Raw genomic sequence first — 17,014 nt, 5'->3', positions numbered from 1 at the left:
CCTGATGCCAGTCAGTTAAGCGATTGAGTCGACGACGGATAACCTGTGGGAGGGGGCTTGCTCCCGATGGACTGCGTAACAGGCCCATTTTTGAGGCCGCTGCGCGGCCTATCGGGAGCAAGCCCCCTCCCACATTGGGTTCCTGTGTGTCCAGAATCTTCATCAGGTTGTCATCGCCCCGTCATCCCCCAAGGCCATCCTGAACTCCCCGTACTCGCATTGGGAGACTCCAAATGACCCGGCACTACGAAGACAGCAACAGCACCGTCAAGACCCGTCGCCAACAGGAAGACCAACGCCGCATGGCGTTCCGTCGCGCAATCGAAGACCGCTGCGAAGAGCGTCAACTGCTCCAGAGCTTCAGTGACTACCCGGAGCTCCACTGGCAGGCACCCGTGGCTGCCCAGCGAAGCGCTCAGCCAGCACGCTGATCTGCACCCGTTCGCTGCGGATAAAGCCCAGGAACGCATGCGCCACCGGCGACAGGCGTTTAGCCTTGGCCTGCACCAGGCACCAACTGCGGTACAGCGGCAGCTCCTCCACCGGCAACTCCTTGAGCCCACCGGTGGTCAGCTCCATATTGACGGCGTGGCGCGTGAGCAAGGCCACGCCCAACCCTGCGCTCACGCATTCGCGCTGGGCTTCGGCCGACGCGACTTCCACCGTTTGGGTGAAGTGCACGCGTTTCTCCTTGAAGTATTCCTCGCAGGCCAGTCGCGTGCCGGAACCGGGCTCGCGCAGTAGCAGCGTGTAGGGTTCCAGGTCTTGCAGGCGTAGCGGGCCTTGCAGGCTCAAGGGGTGGTCGAGCGGTGCCACGGCGACGATCGGGTTGTTGAGAAACGGCAGGAATTCCAGGCCCATGTCCTGGGGCACCATAGACATGATGACCAGGTCATCGCGGTTGTCCGACAGCCTGCGAATCACCTGGGCGCGGTTGACCACCGTCAGCTGCAATTGCACTTCGGGGTGTTGGCGCTTGAAGGCCGCGAACAGGTGCGGCACGAAATACTTGGCGCTGGACTCCACCGCCAGCTTCAACTGGCCCTGCAGCGAGCCCTGCATGTCCGACAGTTGCATGTCGAGGTTTTCCAGGCGCCCGAAAATATCGCGACTGGCCCGTTGCAGGGCTTCGGCGGCTTCGGTCATGTAGAGTTTTTTGCCGACGTAATCGAACAGCGGCTGGCCGATCAGCTCTTCCAGCTGGCGAATTTGCAGGCTGACCGCCGGTTGCGTGAGAGACATTTCCTCGGCAGCGCGGCTGTAAGAGCGCAAATCACACACTTCATTGAAAATCTGCAGTTGACGCAATGTCATACGCATCAATGACTTACGCATTTTTAATTCCTGTTGGCGCGGCCTGTCCGGCCAACTATAAGTCTTTACTTATGCCTAACCCAATAATTATTGATTTTTGTTAATTCCTTGAGCGGCTTAGTGTGTGTCACGCGACTGGCTTGAAACATTTGGTCACGCGTCGACCCGGGTCTAGCGGGTCGAAGAACGCAGCAATCGGCTCAAGGGAATTTCCAAGTGATAAAAAAGATCCTGATCGCCAACCGTGGTGAAATCGCCGTACGCATCGTGCGAGCCTGCGCCGAGATGGGGATTCGCTCGGTTGCGGTGTTTTCCGATGCCGACCGTCATGCGCTGCACGTCAAGCGTGCCGACGAAGCCCACAGCATTGGGGCCGAGCCTCTGGCCGGTTACCTGAACCCGCGCAAGCTGGTGAACCTGGCGGTGGAAACCGGCTGCGATGCATTGCACCCGGGCTATGGTTTCCTTTCGGAAAACGCCGAACTGGCAGACATTTGCGCCGAACGTGGGATCAAGTTCATTGGCCCATCGGCCGAAGTCATCCGCCGCATGGGCGACAAGACCGAAGCGCGCCGCAGCATGATCAAGGCCGGTGTGCCGGTGACTCCCGGCACCGAAGGCAACGTCGCCGATATCCATGAAGCCCTTAGCGAAGGCGATCGCATTGGCTACCCGGTGATGCTCAAGGCCACTTCCGGTGGTGGCGGTCGCGGTATCCGTCGCTGCAACAGCCGCGAAGAACTCGAACAAGCCTTCCCGCGCGTCATCTCCGAAGCCACCAAGGCATTCGGTTCGGCGGAAGTGTTCCTGGAAAAATGCATCGTCAACCCCAAGCACATCGAGGCGCAGATCCTCGGTGACAGCTTCGGCAACGTGGTGCATCTGTTCGAGCGCGATTGCTCGATCCAGCGCCGTAACCAGAAGCTCATCGAAATCGCCCCCAGCCCGCAGCTGACACCCGAACAGCGCGCCTACATCGGCGACCTGTCGGTGCGTGCGGCCAAGGCGGTGGGCTACGAGAACGCCGGTACCGTGGAGTTCCTGCTCGCCGAGGGCGAGGTGTACTTCATGGAGATGAATACCCGGGTGCAGGTGGAACACACCATCACCGAAGAAATCACCGGGATCGATATTGTCCGTGAGCAGATCCGCATCGCCTCGGGCCTGCCGCTGTCGGTGAAACAGGAAGACATCCATCACCGTGGTTTCGCGTTGCAGTTCCGTATCAACGCCGAAGACCCGAAGAACAACTTCCTGCCCAGCTTCGGCAAGATCACCCGTTACTACGCGCCCGGCGGCCCCGGCGTGCGCACCGACACGGCGATCTACACCGGCTACACCATTCCGCCGTTCTACGACTCCATGTGCCTGAAACTGGTGGTGTGGGCATTGACCTGGGAAGAAGCCATGGACCGTGGCCTGCGTGCCCTGGACGACATGCGCTTGCAAGGTGTGAAGACCACCGCCGCCTACTACCAGGAAATCCTGCGCAACCCGGAATTCCGCAGCGGCCAGTTCAATACAAGCTTTGTGGAAAGCCACCCTGAGCTGACCAACTACTCGATCAAGCGCAAACCCGAAGAGCTGGCCCTGGCCATCGCCGCCGCCATCGCCGCCCACGCAGGCCTGTGAGGAATACAACAATGACCAAGAAGATTTTCGTAACCGACACCATCCTGCGCGACGCTCACCAATCGCTGCTCGCGACCCGCATGCGTACCGATGACATGCTGCCGATCTGCGACAAGCTCGACAAAGTCGGCTACTGGTCCCTGGAAGTCTGGGGCGGCGCGACCTTTGACGCTTGCGTGCGTTTCCTGAAAGAAGACCCCTGGGAGCGCCTGCGCAAACTGCGCGCCGCGTTGCCTAACACCCGCCTGCAAATGCTGCTGCGTGGCCAGAACCTGCTGGGCTACCGCCACTACAGCGACGACGTGGTCAAAGCGTTTGTCGCCAAGGCCGCCGTGAATGGCATCGACGTGTTCCGCATCTTCGACGCGATGAACGATGTGCGTAACCTGCGCGTGGCCATCGAAGCGGTGAAAGCCGCCGGCAAACATGCCCAGGGCACGATCGCCTACACCACCAGCCCCGTGCACACCATCGACGCGTTTGTGGCCCAGGCCAAGCAGATGGAATCCATGGGCTGCGACTCGGTCGCGATCAAAGACATGGCTGGCCTGCTGACCCCGTATGCCACCGGCGAACTGGTCAAGGCCTTGAAAGCCGAGCAAAGCCTGCCGGTGTTCATTCACTCTCACGACACCGCCGGCCTGGCCGCGATGTGCCAACTCAAGGCCATTGAAAACGGCGCCGATCATATCGATACCGCGATTTCCAGCTTCGCCTGGGGCACCAGCCATCCGGGCACCGAATCGATGGTCGCGGCCCTCAAAGGCAGCGAGTTCGACACTGGCCTCGACCTGGAGCTGCTGCAGGAAATCGGTCTGTACTTCTACGCAGTGCGCAAGAAGTACCACCAGTTCGAAAGCGAATTCACCGCGGTCGACACCCGCGTGCAAGTCAACCAGGTACCGGGCGGGATGATTTCCAACCTGGCCAACCAGTTGAAGGAGCAGGGCGCCCTCAACCGTATGGGCGAAGTACTGGCTGAAATCCCCCGTGTGCGCGAAGACCTCGGTTTCCCGCCGCTGGTCACGCCGACCTCGCAGATCGTCGGCACCCAGGCGTTCTTCAATGTGTTGGCCGGTGAACGCTACAAGACCATCACCAACGAAGTGAAGCTGTACCTGCAGGGTGGCTACGGCAAGGCGCCAGGCACGGTGAACGAGAAATTGCGTCGCCAGGCCATCGGCAGTGAAGACGTGATAGACGTGCGCCCGGCCGACCTGCTCAAGCCGGAAATGACCAAGCTGCGTGGCGAGATCGGCGCGTTGGCCAAGTCCGAAGAAGACGTGCTGACCTACGCCATGTTCCCGGACATCGGCCGCAAGTTCCTCGAAGAACGTGAGGCCGGCACCCTGGCGCCGGAAGTCCTGTTGCCGATCCCAGAAGCCGGCGGCGTGGCCCGCGCCGGGGGCGAAGGTGTACCGACCGAGTTCGTCATCGACGTGCACGGCGAAAGCTACCGCGTGGATATCACCGGTGTCGGTGTGAAGGCTGAAGGCAAACGGCATTTCTACCTGTCCATTGATGGCATGCCGGAAGAGGTGGTGTTCGAACCGCTCAACGAGTTTGTCAGCAGCGGCGGCAGCAAGCGCAAGCACGCCAGCGCGCCGGGTCATGTGAGCACGGCAATGCCGGGCAATATCGTCGATGTGCTGGTCAAGGAAGGCGACGTGGTCAAGGCCGGCCAGGCCGTGCTGATCACCGAAGCCATGAAGATGGAAACCGAAGTACAGGCCGCCATTGCCGGTAAGGTCACTGCGGTGCATGTGGCCAAGGGCGACCGGGTCAACCCGGGTGAAATCCTGATCGAAATCGAAGGCTGATCCACAGCCTTCGACACTACCGCTTAAACCTCGGGGGGCATGTGCCCCCTTTTTTTTGCCTGGCGCTCGGGCGGTCCGGCCTTAGAACGTCATCGCCCACTGCCCCATCAACGCGTGGTTGCGACTGTGGCTGCCGACCTCGGCGGTATAGGCCAGGCCTACGCTATGTTCGGCCGACAGGGCCATGTCCACGCCGGTGCGCAATGCCAGGCTGTCACGGTCCAGGGAGGTGCCGACGATGGTGAATTCACTGTTGAAATCCTCGCGTTTTTCCTGGGCGAAGGACTGGCGCACGCGGCTGTCGACGTTGCCATACAGATGTTTCCAGTGGGTGCTCAGGTGCGGTTTGAGGGCGATGCGGTTACCCAGTGCAAAGTCATGGCTCAAGCGCAGGCCGACGGTGCTACTGAGGTTTTGCTGGGTCTGTGTACCAACGTTCAACGCGCTATAGCCGCCTTTTTCCTGGAAGCGCTCACGTTGGTAGCGCTGCAAGCCGATGCCGGCGAAGGGCTCGGCACGTAGGCCGCCAGTGTCCAGTTGATAGCCAAGCTCTGCGAAAGCGTTTTGGCTCTGAGCGGTGTACTTGCCGGTGAGGGACTCGCGGTAGCCGACGAAGTCAAAATCGACCGTGCGTTTGTTTTGCCCGGTATGCCGGCTGTAGAGCGCGCCCAGGCGCAATGCGAACGGGCCGTCTCGGCGCACGGCGTATCCACCCAGGTGCCAACTGTCCAACTCACCCTGGAACCCCTTGGTGCTCAGGTCGCTGTCCGATTTGCCACCCACTACACCGATCCGCCATGCGTGGTCCAGTGACCAGTCGGCACCCAGCAGCACGCCTTGGGTGCTTTGACTCAAGCCGGCGCTACCGTGTTGGGCATTGAGCCGGCCGCCGCTTCCCAGGCCCTGGAGCCAAAAGCGCCCCGTCTCGCGGGTGTCATTATCCAACTGACGTATTGCCGACAACAGGTTGGCGGTCAGGGGCTGCAGGCTGTTTTGAGTCGCGGTGCCCAGATTGGCGTTCTGGCTGCCGGCCAATTGTTCAAGCGTGGCGGCTAACCGGCCCGGCGCCAGGCTGCCCAGGTAATGGCCATACTCCTCGAGTTGGTGCTTTTCCCATTCGCTCAATGTGTCCGATGCCAGCAGTGCGTCGACTGCGGAGTCCAGCACGCGGGCGACGCTCAGGCCGTTACGGCTGCCGGCATGGTCGGCAAAATAAAACTCTTCAGGCGCAGGCTCCACCGGGCCGACATGCGCTGTTTCGCTGCTCTGCGCGGCTGGCGCAAACCACTCGCTGTCAGGCTCCATATCGCCACGTGCCTGAGCGCAGTGAGCGCTGGTGGCTCCCAGCAGCAGGGTGATAGCGAGTGCGAATTGCTTGTGTATAAACGTCATCTAAACCCACCTCTTCATGTATGAGGCGGTGGAATTTAGCGGGGGGCAGAAGGGATAACTGTCAGGCCGGCGACCCCTCGTTTGCGGGAGATGTCTCTAGTCTGCTGCGATTAAAATTGCGCCCAGGCGGCAGGCCGCGGTGTCCCTTTTGGCCTTCATCGCTTGGCATAACCCTTACCGTAGTGCCGCTCCATACGGGCCTGGATCAGTTCCAGCGCCAGCGACATCACCCAGTAGATGATCGCCGCCGTGGTGAGCATCTCGATATAGCGATAGCTTGAACGACCGTAGGACTGCGCCAGGAACATCACTTCCCACACGCCCATCACCGAGATCAGGGACGAGTCCTTGAGCATGGAGATGAACTGGTTGGTGGCGGGCGGAACAATGGTGCGCATGGCCTGGGGCAGGGTGACGTGCCAGAAGATCGCACTGTCGCGCATGCCCAGGGCCAGGGCGGCTTCGCGTTGGCCATGAGGCACACCCAGGATACCGGCGCGGAAAATCTCGCTCAGGTAGGCGCCATAGTTCAGCGACAGCGCGATGATGCCGGCTACGATAGCGCCCGGCACCAGGCCCAGTTGTGGCAGGCCCAGGTAGATCAGCAGGATCTGGATAAGCAGCGGCGTGCCGCGAAAGAACGAGGCGTAAAAACTCGCGATGCCAAACGCCACGGCACTTTTCGACAGGCGCCCCAGGGCGGCGATAAAACCCAACACCGATGACGTCAGCATTGAGCACAGGCACAGGAAGAGCGTCAGCGCGGCGCCTTGCAGGAAGCCGTTGGGCGCCAAGTGCAGGCCGACCAGGTTGGGCAACTTGTCGAGGATGATCGAGAACTTCAGGTCAAAGCTCAGGAAGAAGCCGGCAAACAGGGCGAACAGCGCCGCCCAAGTAAGGTACAGCCGTGTGCGAAAGCCCAGCAGGCGCTGCAGCAAGGGGGGTCTGGACGGTGTCATCGGCTGATATCGGCGCCAATCCATTTTTGCGACAGCGCGCTCAAGGTGCCGTCCTGTTTGAGCTGGGCAAAGACCTCACGCACCTTGCTGTCCCACGCCGCGTCGCCTTTCTCGATGGCGACCGAGTTGGGCTCCGAGTACAGCGGCTCGCCGGCCAGCTTGAAGCGCTTGTCTTCGGTCAGGCGCGGCTGGGCGGTAACCAGGTTGGTGAGGATGGCATCCAGGCGCACGCCGGCACCCAGGCCGAGGTCCTGGAAGGCGACGTTGTCGGTGTCGTACGGGGCGATCTGCACGTCCTCGAACGGGTACTGCAATGGCGTGTCTTCGGCGCCTTCGATCACCAGGTTCTTGTTCAGGTAGCTTTCGTAACTGGAGGCGCTGGTAAGGCCGACTTTCTTGCCGCTCAGGTCCTTGGCCGTGTGGATGCGCTCGTCCTTGGCATTGACCACGATCACTGCCGGCGAGGCGTAGTACTCCACCGGGAAATCAAACACTTCGGCGCGGGCTTTGCTCGGGGTCATCGAGCAGATGCAAATGTCGTAGCGCCCGCTCCAGCGGCCGGCGGCGATCACGTCCCATGAGGGCGTTTCCAGGCGCAGCTTCACGCCCAGTTTCTGTGCCACAGCCTTTGCCACGTCAACGTCGAAGCCACTCAGCTGGTTCTGGTCGTTGAGGAACGAGAATGGCGGGTAGCTTTCCATCAGCACGCCCACCAGCTCTTTTTTCTGCTCGATGCGATCCAGCGTGGCGCCACCGAAGGCTTGGGTGCAAGTCGCCAGTGTCAGCAGGCCCAAGGCCAACAGGGGTTTAAGTTTCACGAATGACACCTTTAGAAAAAAGAGTTGTGATGCAGCGAATTCAGCGTATTAAATAGTTATAAAAACGACTCTCATAGTGAGTTATTTTCATAAGCTTATGAGTAAAAAGCATATGGGCGCAGAAACAGTGATTCTCGATGGTGGCATGGGCCGTGAACTGCAACGCCGTGGCGCGCCGTTCCGTCAGCCGGAGTGGTCGGCTCTGGCGTTGAGCGAGGCGCCGCAGGCGGTGGAGGCGGTGCATGCGGCTTATATCGACAGTGGCGCGAACGTGATCACCAGCAATAGCTATGCGGTGGTGCCGTTTCATATTGGTGAGCTTCGATTTGCGGCTGAAGGCCAAGCCTTGGCGGATTTGGCGGGTGAGTTGGCGCGGCGGGCGGTGACGGCCTCGGGTAAACATGTACGGGTGGCCGGTTCGTTGCCACCGTTGTTCGGCTCATATCGTCCGGATTTATTTGAAGCGCAGCGTGTATCCGAGTTACTCACACCGCTGGTGCAAGGCCTGGCGCCTCACGTTGACCTGTGGCTGGCGGAAACCCAAAGCTCCATCGTCGAAGCGCGGGCGATCAAGGCCGGTCTGCCTCAGGATGGCAAGCCGTTCTGGCTGTCGTTTACCCTGAAGGACGAAGACACCGACGAAGTACCACGGCTGCGCTCCGGCGAGCCGGTGGCGGACGCGGCCGAGGCGGCTGCGCAGTTGGGCGTGCAGGTGCTGCTGTTCAACTGCAGCCAGCCGGAAGTGATCGGCGCGGCGATTGATGCTGCGCGCCAGACCTTTGAGCGACTGGGCGTAGCGATCCAGATCGGTGCCTACGCCAATGCCTTCCCTCCGCAGCCCAAGGAAGCCACGGCCAACGATGGCCTCGACCCGTTGCGCGACGACCTCGACCCCTCCGGCTACCTGCACTGGGCCGCTGATTGGCAGGCGCGCGGTGCCAGCCATCTGGGCGGTTGCTGCGGGATCGGGCCTGAGCATATTGCGGTGCTGGCCCAGAAGCTGGGGTAGTTGGCCAACGCAACTGCAAATGTGGCAGGGAACCCGTTCCCTGCCACAGGCATCATGCGTCGTCCGGGAGGGTCAGGCCCGGCACTGCGCCAGGGTTTTCAACTGGCCCGATCCCGTCTGATTGGCTTCTGATAACCACGCCTCGAAGCCTGCGCCAATCGCCGCCCATTCCGCGTCGATGATCGAATACCACGCGGTGTCCCGGTTCTGCCCCTTGACCACCATGTGTTGGCGGAATACGCCTTCAAAGCTGAACCCCAGGCGCTCGGCCGCGTATTTGGAGCGGGCGTTGGCGTTGTTGCACTTCCATTCCAGGCGGCGATAGCCCTGTTCGAAGGCATACCTGGCCAGCAGGTACACCGCCTCGGTGCTTTTCGGTGAGCGCTGCATCGGCGCCCCGAAGGTGACGTGGCCGATCTCGATACGGCCTTGGGCCGGGACAATGGACATCAGGCTGAGGATGCCTTGGACCTGACCGCTGGCGCGGTCGATCACGCTGAAAAAATACGGGTCGCTGTGAGCTGCGTGATTATTCAACCAGTCATTGAAGGCGCTGCGCTCAGGGAAAGGCCCGTAAGGCAGGTAGTCCCACAGTTTCGGGTCGGCACCGGGGCCTTGAAGCGCTTGGAACAGATCGTCGGCATGGCGCGCCGGGTCGAGTTTTTCCAGGCGTATAAAGCGTCCTTCAAGCCGTTGCACGGTAGGCGCCGGGACGCCTTTCCAGTCGGCGGGGGAAATGGACATGCTGCGCTCCTTAAAGGCCTTTGCGAAATTGAATGAAACCCGGGCGTTCGGCGATGCGTTCATACAGCTGGATCGCCGTGGCGTTGGTTTCGTGGGTCAGCCAATGGACCTTGCAGCAACCATCGGCCTTGGCGGTGGTGTAGACGAATTCGATCAACTGACGACCGACGCCGGTGCCGCGTTGAGCGGGGTCCACCAGCAAGTCCTGCAGGTAGCAGGAGTTTTCAATGCTCCAGTTGGAGCGATGGTAGATGAAGTTGACCATACCCACCGCCTTGCCGTCCTGCCAGGCCAGCGCCGAATGGGTCGGCTCATTGGCGTCGAGCAAACGCTGCCAGGTGCTTTGGCTCACCGCGTCCGGCAGTTCAGTGTTGTAGAACTGCAAATACGCTTGCCACAACGGCAGCCAGGCGGCGTGGTCGGCAGCAGTCACCTGGCGGATGTCGGTCGGGTTCATTCTGAAACTCCTTGGGGAATAAAGCGCGCGAGGGTCTGGTCACGCACGTCCGGGCTTGCGGCCAGGCCCTCGCGAACGCCGGCAATGTCGGCCGCGCTGCGGTTCTGGCTGAGTTTGCGCTTGCCGATCAGGCGGTCGATCGGCAGGGCGAAGCCGACGATGGCCCTGAGCATGCCGTCAATGTAGTCGGCCGGGGCGTCGCTGACTTTCCACGGTTGGCTGCGATTGCCTTCATGACGGTCGGTGAGGGCACTGACCAGCTTGAGCAAGCGTGCGGCATCGGTGAACACCTCGGCCTTGCCGTAAGCGTGCACGGCGATGTAGTTCCAGGTGGGCACCACTTTGCCGTGCTCGGCCTTGGCCGGATAAAACGCCGGGCTGATGTAGGCTTCGGCGCCGGCAAAGATCACCAGGGCGTCGCTGCCATTTTGCAGCTCTTGCCACTGTGGGTTGGCCTTGGCCAGGTGCCCATAAAGCGTGCCGTTGGGGCCTTCATCGGGGTTGAGCAACAGCGGCAGGTGGCTGGCTTGCAGGCCCTGCTCGCCAAAGGTCACCAACTGCGCCAGGCGGGTGTGCTGGATCAGTTGCTGGATTTCGGGCAAATCATCGAGGGCAAAGGCACGCGGTGTGTACATGGAGATTTTCCTTGGCGAATGCCTGCATCCTAGGCAGGCTATTGGTTCGTTGTAAGAGCCATCTAGGGTCAATTTCATAGGTCCAATATGCCGCCTGTTTTGCCGCCGATGTCATTCAACCCCGCCGGAATCGAGCTGGATCGCTGCCAAGGTCTGACTCGCCAGCTGTATGACGCCTTGCGCCAGCGGGTGCTGGACGGGCGGCTGGTCAGCGGCACGCGCTTGCCGGCTAGCCGTGATTTGGCGGCGGCGTTGTCGATTTCGCGCAACAGCGTGGTGCGCGCTTACGACCAGCTCTACGCCGAGGGCTTTATCGAAAGCCGGGTCGGTGATGGCACCTATGTAGCTCAACTGCCCACGGCAAAAAAACTATCCACAAAACTGTCCACAGGGTTTTCAACAGGCTTATCCCCAACCTTATCCACAAACGTAGCGAATTTGCCGGAAGATCTGGACGACGAAGTTATCCACAGTGCCGGTGTCGAGCGGATAAAAACCAACCACCTGTCTCAGCCTCCGTCGGGTCCGCCACGGGCATTTCGCGTGGGCGTACCGGCGTTCGATCTGTTCCCGTTCGAGGTGTGGGCCAAGCTGAATGGGGCGTTCTGGCGCAAGCCGGATCTGGAGCAACTCTGTTACGGGGACCCGGCTGGCGATGCTCGCTTGCGCGGGTTGATTGCCGCTTACCTGCGCAGCTCACGTGGCTTGCAATGCACGGCTGAACAAATAGTGATCACCAGCGGCGCGCAGCAGGCAATCAGCCTTTGTGCACAGTTGCTGGTAGAGCCTGGTGATGCAGTGGCAGTGGAAAACCCCGGTTATCGTGCTGCCGGCCATGCGTTCGCCCTGGCCGGTGGGCGACTGCACGGAGTACCGGTGGACAACGAGGGTATCGACTGCCAGGTACTCAATACCCTTGCCGATTGCCGCGTGGCTTATGTCACGCCTTCCCATCAATACCCGCTGGGTGTGGTGATGAGCCTGGCCCGACGCCTGGAACTGCTGGCCTGGGCCGAGCGTACGGGCGGCTGGATCATCGAGGACGACTACGATGGCGAGTACCGCTACAGCGGCGCGCCCTTGTCGCCCTTGGCGGCCCTGGCTCGCAGTGGGCGGGTGCTGTATGTCGGCACGTTCGGCAAAGTAGCGTTCCCGGCCTTGCGCCTGGGTTATCTGGTATTACCGCCGGGGCTGGTGGACGCCTTCTCCCGGCGCCGTGCCGTCGACATGCGCCACTCGGAAGTCGGCACCCAGGCGGTGATGGCCGAATTCATGGCGGCCGGGCACTTCCAGCGGCATATCCGCCGTATGCGCCGGGCTGCCTTGAGCCGGCGCAACGCGTTGCTCGCGGGTTGGCCGGACGGGTTGGGGGGTATCGGCGAACTGCCCAGCGTGGCCGCTGGGCTGCACCTGACCGTGCGGGTGGAGACATTGGCGCGCGAACAGCAACTGCTCGCCCAGGCCCGTGAGGTGGGGGTGGAAGTCAACGGCCTGAGCAGTTACTGGCTGCCCCAATCAAGCACGCCGGTTGACCAGCGCGCTGGCCTGGTGATGGGGTTTGCCGCCGTGCCGGAGGTGGAAATTGCACTCGCGCTCAAGCGTCTGCGCGCCGCATGGCAGTCCGGATAATTAACTACCGTCTGGCCGGGTGAAGAGGCCAATACCGTGAGGGCTTCCTGTGTCTTTGCTCTAGGTAGACGATCATGCCCGACCCACTTTCCCCACCCCCCGTTGTCAATGCGCTGCAGTTGCGCACCAGCCAGTTGTTCGCTTTACGCCCCACCCTTGGCACTTTATGCATTACTCAGGCCCAGCTCGATGCCGACCCGGAGGCGGTGCTTGAGTATTACGCCGAGCAGTTGATCGAGTTCTTCTGCGCGCCCGGCCCGGCGTCGGAAACTCGCTGGCGCGAGTTATCGCAGATGCTTGCACAGCGGCTGCGTAAGGTTCTGCGCAAGCAGGCAGATCCCGTCATCCGCAGGCTGCTCCAGGCTGTGCTCGCGTTTCCCGACAGCGGCGAGCGAACCTCCACGATTGAGGTCTATGGCGTTCAACGGCACAACGACCTCGCATTGGCGATCGTGGGGGGCGGTACAACGCTGATCTACTCCGTGAGACATGGCCTTGAGGTTTTTACGTCTGCTCAGCAGGCCGAGGTGTTGGTAGACGCTGAGCGGCTTGAGCATGACGTCTTCGAGGGCTGGGCGCTGTGTGGGCTGGAAGCGGCGTTGCAACGTATCGATGCGATTGACCTCAGTGAACGCCCGCGCCTTGAGCCTCTGGATCGACAACTGGCCTGGGCGACCCGGTTCCGTGATTTCTTCGAGCAGGACCCCGAGCCGCAGGGGCTGCGTGAATCGTTACCGTCCTGGCTGAAAGAAGCCTCGCGCGCGGGGCGATTGGCTTACAGCAGGCTGTTGGTGAGAGCCGCCTGGGCCTATCAGAAATATTGCGCCCGCACCCAACTCGACGACCTGCCGGAGGACGACGCCGCGCACCAAGCCTGCTTCGCTCGGGAAATGGCCATGGACCTGTGCAAGGTGGCGTTGGAATACAGTCTTCAAGGTCTGGCGGGGGTTACGCTCAAGGGTTATTACCGGCTTCGCGCAGCCGTGAGAACTTACGCGACCCATCGTCACGTGCAGGGCGAGCCGATGGTGTTCAGGCGGTTGGCGGATGAGTCAGGCTACCTGATCGGTGCTGGGAGCGATGAGGTCGGCCCCTGGTTGGTGTTTCGGCCGTGGTCGGCACAGGTCTTCCAACAAGTGATGACTGCCCCTGCATCTGGCGCGGTGTTGTCCCAGCCTTTCGCTGAAATGTTCTTGACCCGCAAGATGCTGCTCGCAAGCCCCTTCAAGGCGCAGGTTACGCAAAATGCTCAAGTACCCTGGCGCGACGGCGTTCGCTGGATGCGGCAGGTGGCCCTGCTGCTGGTTTATCCCGCCAGGCCACAAGGCCAGGAGCCTGCGTCGCCACACCCGCGCGTCAAGCGGCTGGATGCCGCGTGGGCGGGGGCACGGCAGGTGCTTTCGGCAGTTCAGCAGCATCAATTGGCGGCGATAGCACACCCGTCAAAGGTAGGCGAGATGATTCATGAGGGGGGTCATAAAGGTCTGCACCTCTTCGATAACGGGCTCGTCTACAACAAGGACGAGAACCACTTCTACGTGCTGTCGCACATTCGCATCAGCCCTGTCTTTAATATCAACAGCCCGGTCTACCAGGTGGTCGATCGGCCGCAAAAGCCCGTAACCCTGGGGCCCGACATCATCAGTGATGACCAAGGTCAGTGGGACATCCGCCGGGTGCCGCGGCTCAAGCGTGATGTGCGAGGGCTGAGTGTGCGTGGGCGTAAAGCATTCGATGCAGGCCAAGCCTCACTGGCCCGGGCCAACCAGGCTGGGGCCGAAACCCTGCGCCCCGGCACGCCACCGGTTGCCGCAGAGGAGCAGTTCGAGCAGCTGGCGCGTGGGTTGGACGACGCTGCCCGCGTGCTTGCGCAATTCACCCAAATCCGCAGCAATGAGGACTGCGTTGCCTTGATCAGCCAATTGCGGGCCACTGCCCTTCAGTTGCGCAACAAAGGTCATCGCCTGCGCATCGACATGACCCGCACCAGCCAGACCCCAACCGTTGGCGATGTGGAATACCTGCTGGGGCAACGTGCGATTTGTATCCGCCGGATCAATGGCCGGGTGCCGGAAACCATCGACGGCACGGTGGACTATCTGCAGGAATACGAAGTACTGGACGTGATGGGCGGCTATCGGCCCCTGTGGTACGCGCACTTTCATTACCCCTTGCTGCACACACCGCCAGACCAGCCCTCCAAGGCGCACCTGAAATTAGCCGCGCAGCGCAGAATGGGCCGCGTCTTTGAACAGGCCGAACGCAGCGCCGGGCGCCACTCTCAGGTCTACCGTGGGCCGATCGGCACACCCTCCGGGCGGCGCATTTTTCTGGATGTGATGTAACACGCACCGGAGCGAGCGACCTCGCTCCGGTGGGCCTTGCCACTGCGTGATCAAGTACCGGATTTGATCTTGGTCCAGGCGCGCGTCCTGGCGCGCTCGGCATCACGCGCCAGGGGTTTCAAGGTGTAGAGCGTTGCCATGGCCGCCTCGGTCGGGTACAGGTTGGGGTTGTTGCGAATGGCTGGGTCGACGTGTTCGGTCGCGTCCTTGTTCGGGTTGGGATAGCCGACGAAATCACTGATCGGCGCAATCACCTGGGGTTGCAGCAAGTAGTTGATGAAGGTGTAGGCGTCTTGCGGGTTCTGCGCACCTTTGGGAATGGCGAGCATGTCGAACCAGATCGGTGCGCCTTCTTTGGGCAGGCGCATGTCCACGGTGACGCCGTTCTTGGCTTCCTTGGCACGGTTGGCGGCCTGGGAAAAACTGCCCGAGTAACCCACGGCCACGCAAAGATCGCCGTTGGCGATATCGGCCATGTACTTGGAGGAGTGGAAGTAGGTGATGTACGGACGGATTTTCATCAACAGGGCTTGTGCCTTGTCGTAATCCTTGGGGTTGCTGCTGTTGGGGTCCAGGCCGAGGTGCTGCAGGGCCAGCGGCAGGATTTCCGACGGCGAATCCAGGAAGGCGACGCCGCATTGCTTGAGCTTGCTGATGTTCTCTTCCTTGAAGATCAGGTCCCAACTGTCCACCGGTGCATCGGGTCCCAGTGCCGCCTTGACCTTGTCTGGGTTGAAGCCGATCAGGATGGTGCCGTACATGTAGGGCACGGCGAACTTATTGCCGGGGTCGTTGGCTTCGATCAGCTTCATCAGCTTGGGGTCGAGGTGGTTCCAGTTGGGCAGCTGGCTGCGATCCAGGGGCTGAAAGACGCCCGCTTCGATCTGCTTGGCCAGGAACACGTTGGACGGCACCACCACGTCATACCCGGAGTTGCCGGTGAGCAGCTTGGCTTCCAGGGCTTCGTTGGTATCGAAGATGTCGTACACCAGTTTGATCTGGGGGTTTTGTGCCTTGAAGTCCTCAAGGGCCTTGGGCGTGATGTAGTCGAACCAGTTGTAGACCTTGAGGGGTTTTTCTTCGGCCTGCGTCGCGCCGCTCAATACGGCGGCGCACAGGGCCAGGGTGGTGAGCATCTTCATTGGGCGGCTCCTGCTTGTTCGAAACCTTCGAGGACGTTGACGGCGTTGATACCGATTTCTGCGACGGCATAGCCGCCTTCCATCACGAACAGCGTGGGCCTGCCAAGACGCGCGATGCGCTGACCCATCGCCAGGTAATCCGGGCTGTCGAGTTTGAATTGCGAGATAGGGTCGTCTTTGAACGTGTCCACTCCCAGGGACACCACAATGACGTCGGCATCAAAGCGCTCGGTCTCCTGGCACGCCGCTTCGAGCGCGGCGCTCCAGGTGTCCCAGCCGGAGCCGGCCGGCAGCGGGTAGTTGAAGTTGAAGCCCTCGCCAGGCCCTTCTCCCAGCTCATCGGCATACCCCAGGAAAAACGGGAACTCAGCCTCCGGGTGGCCGTGGATGGAGGTGAAGAGCACATCGCTGCGGTCATAGAAAATCGACTGGGTGCCGTTGCCATGGTGGTAATCCACGTCGATGATCGCGACTTTTGCATGGCCCTGGTCGAGGAACGCCTGGGCTGCGATGGCGGCGTTGTTCAGGTAGCAATAACCGCCCATCAAATCACTGGCGGCGTGATGCCCGGGTGGGCGGCACAGGGCAAAGGCACTGCGGGCGCCTTGCTGGATCGCCTGCTGCGCGGTGAGCGCTACCTGTGCCGCGCTGTAGGCGGCTTGCCAGGTACCGGCGGTAATCGGCGCACCGCCGTCGAAGCTGTAGTAACCCAGTTGGCCATGCAAGCTGGTGGGCAACACCCGACGCAGGGTGCGGGCAGGCCAGGTGTAGGGCAGCAGGTCACCGTCCTGGCCGTATTCGGTCCAGCGGGCCCAGGCGTTTTTGAAAAATTCCAGATAGTCGCGGCTGTGGATGCGCTGCAGCGGGGCCAGGCCGAAGTCCTGTGGTGCCTGCACCGGCCCCAGGTCGCGGTCCTTGACCCGTTGCAGCACGTGGTCGGCGCGCGACGGCATTTCGAAGCAGGGCATCAATTGCCCGTCCATCAATTCGCAGCGTCCGTGGTGTAGATGGTGATCGTCTGAATAGATCGTCAGCATGGGGGCTCCCGCAGGCATGTTGTTGTGCCTTCAAGTGTTGCGGTGCGGGGGCGGCCAAGAGAATGGCAGGAGCGGCCAGAA

The 17,014-nt window shown here is 61.5% G+C and carries 15 protein-coding genes; 6 read left to right on the top strand and 9 right to left on the bottom strand.

All coding sequences use genetic code 11. The annotated features are described in order from the left end of the window. Window positions 1–233 precede the first annotated feature (233 nt). Window positions 234–431 (top strand): PA3496 family putative envelope integrity protein, encoded by a 198-nt coding sequence (locus tag C9383_RS09110; protein WP_081087085.1) that lies wholly within the window; start codon window positions 234–236, stop codon window positions 429–431. Here C9383_RS09110 and C9383_RS09105 read toward each other — a convergent pair. Next, a complete protein-coding gene (locus C9383_RS09105) occupies window positions 361–1,335 on the bottom strand; it encodes a LysR family transcriptional regulator (protein ID WP_090367884.1) in 975 nt (324 codons plus the stop codon). The genes C9383_RS09110 and C9383_RS09105 overlap by 71 nt on opposite strands. 195 nt (window positions 1,336–1,530) lie before the next feature. On the opposite strand from C9383_RS09105, the gene C9383_RS09100 reads away from it, so the two are divergent. Both C9383_RS09100 and oadA read left to right on the top strand, forming a co-directional pair. After that, window positions 1,531–2,946: an acetyl-CoA carboxylase biotin carboxylase subunit gene (locus C9383_RS09100; RefSeq protein ID WP_090367886.1), complete on the top strand. Its 1,416-nt coding sequence runs from the start codon at window positions 1,531–1,533 to the stop codon at window positions 2,944–2,946. Window positions 2,947–2,957: 11 nt separating this feature from the next. Further along, window positions 2,958–4,766, top strand: a complete 1,809-nt coding sequence (oadA, locus tag C9383_RS09095; protein WP_060756622.1) for a sodium-extruding oxaloacetate decarboxylase subunit alpha — start codon at window positions 2,958–2,960, stop codon at window positions 4,764–4,766. 81 nt (window positions 4,767–4,847) lie between these two features. Here the strand turns inward: oadA and C9383_RS09090 are convergent, their stop codons facing one another. The 3 genes from C9383_RS09090 to C9383_RS09080 all read right to left on the bottom strand — a co-directional run bounded on the left by C9383_RS09090 (window position 4,848) and on the right by C9383_RS09080 (window position 7,935). Further along, entirely contained in the window at window positions 4,848–6,158 is a 1,311-nt protein-coding gene (locus tag C9383_RS09090; protein ID WP_090367888.1) for an autotransporter outer membrane beta-barrel domain-containing protein, read from the bottom strand. Window positions 6,159–6,313: 155 nt separating this feature from the next. After that, window positions 6,314–7,081, bottom strand: a complete 768-nt coding sequence (locus C9383_RS09085; protein ID WP_090372288.1) for an amino acid ABC transporter permease — start codon at window positions 7,079–7,081, stop codon at window positions 6,314–6,316. Window positions 7,082–7,113: 32 nt separating this feature from the next. Continuing rightward, window positions 7,114–7,935: an ABC transporter substrate-binding protein gene (locus tag C9383_RS09080; protein ID WP_060756624.1), complete on the bottom strand. Its 822-nt coding sequence runs from the start codon at window positions 7,933–7,935 to the stop codon at window positions 7,114–7,116. Window positions 7,936–8,047: 112 nt separating this feature from the next. Between C9383_RS09080 and C9383_RS09075 the strand changes: the two genes are divergently transcribed. Further along, complete coding sequence (locus tag C9383_RS09075) at window positions 8,048–8,944, top strand: homocysteine S-methyltransferase family protein (RefSeq protein ID WP_090367890.1); 897 nt, start codon at window positions 8,048–8,050, stop codon at window positions 8,942–8,944. A 72-nt stretch (window positions 8,945–9,016) separates the two neighbouring features. Here C9383_RS09075 and C9383_RS09070 read toward each other — a convergent pair whose 3' ends face one another. The 3 genes from C9383_RS09070 to C9383_RS09060 are packed head-to-tail and all read right to left on the bottom strand — an operon-like array spanning window position 9,017 to window position 10,780. After that, on the bottom strand, window positions 9,017–9,688 hold the full coding sequence (locus C9383_RS09070; RefSeq protein WP_090367891.1) for a GNAT family N-acetyltransferase: 672 nt from the start codon (window positions 9,686–9,688) through the stop codon (window positions 9,017–9,019). Between the two features lie 10 nt (window positions 9,689–9,698). Next, window positions 9,699–10,145, bottom strand: coding sequence for a GNAT family N-acetyltransferase (locus tag C9383_RS09065; protein ID WP_060756627.1), 447 nt, complete (start codon window positions 10,143–10,145; stop codon window positions 9,699–9,701). Then, window positions 10,142–10,780: an FMN-binding negative transcriptional regulator gene (locus C9383_RS09060; protein WP_090367893.1), complete on the bottom strand. Its 639-nt coding sequence runs from the start codon at window positions 10,778–10,780 to the stop codon at window positions 10,142–10,144. Before C9383_RS09060 ends, C9383_RS09065 begins: the two co-directional genes overlap by 4 nt. An 87-nt stretch (window positions 10,781–10,867) precedes the next feature. Here C9383_RS09060 and pdxR point away from each other — a divergent pair, with 87 nt between their 5' ends. Continuing rightward, the gene (gene pdxR, locus C9383_RS09055; RefSeq protein ID WP_090367895.1) at window positions 10,868–12,409 is read left to right on the top strand and encodes a MocR-like pyridoxine biosynthesis transcription factor PdxR; all 1,542 of its coding nucleotides are present in this window, start codon (window positions 10,868–10,870) and stop codon (window positions 12,407–12,409) included. A gap of 74 nt (window positions 12,410–12,483) precedes the next feature. Further along, window positions 12,484–14,754, top strand: a complete 2,271-nt coding sequence (locus C9383_RS09050) for a hypothetical protein (protein ID WP_090367897.1) — start codon at window positions 12,484–12,486, stop codon at window positions 14,752–14,754. 50 nt (window positions 14,755–14,804) lie between these two features. Here C9383_RS09050 and C9383_RS09045 read toward each other — a convergent pair whose 3' ends face one another. Together C9383_RS09045 and C9383_RS09040 are read right to left on the bottom strand one after the other, a co-directional pair. Next, a complete protein-coding gene (locus C9383_RS09045; protein ID WP_090367899.1) occupies window positions 14,805–15,896 on the bottom strand; it encodes a polyamine ABC transporter substrate-binding protein in 1,092 nt (363 codons plus the stop codon). Continuing rightward, window positions 15,893–16,933, bottom strand: coding sequence for a histone deacetylase family protein (locus C9383_RS09040; protein WP_090367901.1), 1,041 nt, complete (start codon window positions 16,931–16,933; stop codon window positions 15,893–15,895). The genes C9383_RS09045 and C9383_RS09040 overlap by 4 nt, the downstream gene beginning before the upstream one ends. Between the last annotated feature and the right edge of the window lie 81 nt (window positions 16,934–17,014).

Source organism: Pseudomonas palleroniana (assembly GCF_003031675.1).
Classification (GTDB): Bacteria; Pseudomonadota; Gammaproteobacteria; order Pseudomonadales; family Pseudomonadaceae; genus Aquipseudomonas; species Aquipseudomonas palleroniana.
Note: the sequence above shows the minus strand (reverse complement) of the source record. Positions and strands in the feature narration are given on the sequence as shown.

What these genes read in the sequence shown, in the direction of transcription:
- C9383_RS09110 (WP_081087085.1), top strand. Translation starts at nt 234, where the DNA reads ATGACCCGGCACTACGAAGACAGCAACAGCACCGTCAAGACCCGTCGC.
- C9383_RS09105 (WP_090367884.1), bottom strand. Translation starts at nt 1,335, where the DNA reads ATGCGTAAGTCATTGATGCGTATGACATTGCGTCAACTGCAGATTTTC.
- C9383_RS09070 (WP_090367891.1), bottom strand. Translation starts at nt 9,688, where the DNA reads ATGTCCATTTCCCCCGCCGACTGGAAAGGCGTCCCGGCGCCTACCGTG.
- C9383_RS09040 (WP_090367901.1), bottom strand. Translation starts at nt 16,933, where the DNA reads ATGCTGACGATCTATTCAGACGATCACCATCTACACCACGGACGCTGC.
- C9383_RS09065 (WP_060756627.1), bottom strand. Translation starts at nt 10,145, where the DNA reads ATGAACCCGACCGACATCCGCCAGGTGACTGCTGCCGACCACGCCGCC.
- pdxR (WP_090367895.1), top strand. Translation starts at nt 10,868, where the DNA reads ATGCCGCCTGTTTTGCCGCCGATGTCATTCAACCCCGCCGGAATCGAG.
- oadA (WP_060756622.1), top strand. Translation starts at nt 2,958, where the DNA reads ATGACCAAGAAGATTTTCGTAACCGACACCATCCTGCGCGACGCTCAC.
- C9383_RS09050 (WP_090367897.1), top strand. Translation starts at nt 12,484, where the DNA reads ATGCCCGACCCACTTTCCCCACCCCCCGTTGTCAATGCGCTGCAGTTG.
- C9383_RS09045 (WP_090367899.1), bottom strand. Translation starts at nt 15,896, where the DNA reads ATGAAGATGCTCACCACCCTGGCCCTGTGCGCCGCCGTATTGAGCGGC.
- C9383_RS09075 (WP_090367890.1), top strand. Translation starts at nt 8,048, where the DNA reads ATGGGCGCAGAAACAGTGATTCTCGATGGTGGCATGGGCCGTGAACTG.
- C9383_RS09090 (WP_090367888.1), bottom strand. Translation starts at nt 6,158, where the DNA reads ATGACGTTTATACACAAGCAATTCGCACTCGCTATCACCCTGCTGCTG.
- C9383_RS09060 (WP_090367893.1), bottom strand. Translation starts at nt 10,780, where the DNA reads ATGTACACACCGCGTGCCTTTGCCCTCGATGATTTGCCCGAAATCCAG.